This window comes from Mycobacterium sp. (assembly GCF_049281135.1).
Lineage (GTDB): Bacteria > Actinomycetota > Actinomycetes > Mycobacteriales > Mycobacteriaceae > Mycobacterium.
In genome coordinates this window covers 1-1,827 of the sequence record NZ_JBAPRN010000045.1, presented here as the reverse complement: position 1 = coordinate 1,827, position 1,827 = coordinate 1, and the positions used below count along the sequence as shown (strand labels likewise).

3 protein-coding genes are annotated in these 1,827 nt (G+C 66.7%); 1 reads left to right on the top strand and 2 read right to left on the bottom strand.

Annotated features, from left to right (window positions below):
- A partial coding sequence (locus WAN02_RS01710) for an aldehyde dehydrogenase family protein (protein WP_422262243.1) occupies nucleotides 1-858 on the top strand: 858 nt, incomplete at its 5' end.
- Between the two features lie 9 nt (nucleotides 859-867).
- Here WAN02_RS01710 and WAN02_RS01705 read toward each other — a convergent pair.
- Both WAN02_RS01705 and WAN02_RS01700 read right to left on the bottom strand, forming a co-directional pair.
- Nucleotides 868-1,344, bottom strand: a complete 477-nt coding sequence (locus WAN02_RS01705; protein ID WP_422262241.1) for a hypothetical protein — start codon at nucleotides 1,342-1,344, stop codon at nucleotides 868-870.
- A gap of 5 nt (nucleotides 1,345-1,349) precedes the next feature.
- Entirely contained in the window at nucleotides 1,350-1,757 is a 408-nt protein-coding gene (locus tag WAN02_RS01700; RefSeq protein ID WP_422262245.1) for a MaoC family dehydratase, read from the bottom strand.
- Nucleotides 1,758-1,827: the final 70 nt, after the last annotated feature.

Sequence of the window (1,827 nt, the reverse complement as noted above, 5' to 3'; positions counted from 1 at the left end):
GGGGCGGTGTCCGTTCTTCCCGGCGGCACCGATGTCGGCGAGGCGCTGGTGCGCCATCCGGGTGTGGACAAGGTGTCCTTCACCGGGTCGAGCGCGGTCGGACGCCGCATCGCCACGCTGTGCGGCGAGCAACTCAAGCGGGTGAGCCTGGAGCTCGGGGGCAAATCGGCGGCGATCATTCTCGACGACGCCGACATCGGCAAGACGGTCCGGGAATTGAAGTCCGCGAGCCTGATGAACAACGGGCAGGCCTGCGTAGCTCAGACCCGCATCCTGGTCAGCGCGCGGCGCCGCGATGAAGTTGTCGACGCGCTGGCCGAGATGATGTCGGGCCTGCAGGTCGGTGACCCCACCGACGAGGCGACCGACGTCGGGCCGCTGGTTGCCCAGCGGCAGCAAGCCCGGGTTCAGGACTACATCCGGTCCGGCGTGAAAGAGGGCGCCCGGATGGTCCTCGGCGGCGAGGACGCACCGCATGACCGCGGTTGGTACGTACGGCCGACGCTGTTCACTGACGTCACTAACGACATGCGTATCGCCCGCGAGGAAATATTCGGTCCGGTGCTCAGTGTGCTGACCTACCGCGACGAGGCGGACGCGGTCCGCATCGCCAACGACAGCGACTACGGTCTGGCCGGCTCCGTGTGGACGGCCGACATCGCGCACGGCCTCGACGTCGCCTCGAGCGTGCGTGCCGGCACCTACGGCATCAACATGTACACGCTCGACATCGGTAGTCCCTTCGGCGGTTTCAAGCAGTCGGGCATCGGCCGCGAGTTCGGCCCGGAGGGGCTGCACGAGTATGTCGAGCTGCAGTCGGTGATCAGCAAAGGCACCATGCCACCGCTGTCCGAATAGCCACTACGCCTACCTGCTGGGACTGAGCAGGCTCGCCAGGGCATCGTCGATCACCTCACGTCGCGAGCGGCCATCGTGCTCGGCGGCGATCAGGCTATTGCCGACGAACAGCGACTCGATCCGGATGGCGTCCGGGCCGCCTTCGGCCAGCGCGGTGAGTCCCGCATCAACCCAAGCCTCCGGAGGCGTCTTTCTCGCAGGCACGACCGCCGTGGCGTCCGGCCCGATATCGGATTCGAACGCCATTTCCAGCTGGTCGTAGGTCCGCTCCCATCGCCGCTGCGGATCGTCGCGTGGGCGGTTCGGCTTGAGCCCGAGCGGTCGCAGCAGCAGCACATCGTGAAAGCCGATCACATGCTCCAGCACTCCCCTGGCATCCCAAGCATCGCAGGGCGACGGGCGCTCCCGTCGCCCGTTCGCCGCGCGCACCGACTCGCCGAACCGTCGGCAGACCGCCAGATGCCGTTCGTCCAAGCCGTCGGCCATCGCAACTACCCGGGCAATTGCAAGGTGAGCTCGACCGGACAGCACAATTCGCCGCGCTGGTTGGTGACGTCGATGTGCAGGTCGACCAGTCCCGGCGCCGGTTTGGCCACCACTCGGCCGCGGCCCACCATCGAGTCGCCGGCGTAGATCGATCCGGCGAGCCTCATCTTTCGGCGCACCACCCGGCTCTGCGGGCCGGCCCAATCGGTCGCGATGCGGTCGGCGAAACCGGCGATATGCATGGTGTTCACGAAAATGCCTGGATGACCTTGCTTTTCGGCGTAGTACGGGTCGAAGTGGACCGGGGTGTAGTCCCAGGTGGACCCGGAGTTCATCACCACCCGTTGGTAGCTGATTTCATCGTGCACCTCGGGCAGGTCGGTCGGGATCTTGACGCTCTCCCACGAAATCATGACGCCCCAGCCGGAGTGAAGCGGAACAGCGTGTTTCGGTTGGTCGCCACCACCGCGCCGCCCTGACGCG

Bases quoted from the DNA above. Each gene is read 5' to 3' on its own strand.
- WAN02_RS01700 (WP_422262245.1), bottom strand. From the start codon at position 1,757: ATGATTTCGTGGGAGAGCGTCAAGATCCCGACCGACCTGCCCGAGGTG.
- WAN02_RS01705 (WP_422262241.1), bottom strand. From the start codon at position 1,344: ATGGCCGACGGCTTGGACGAACGGCATCTGGCGGTCTGCCGACGGTTC.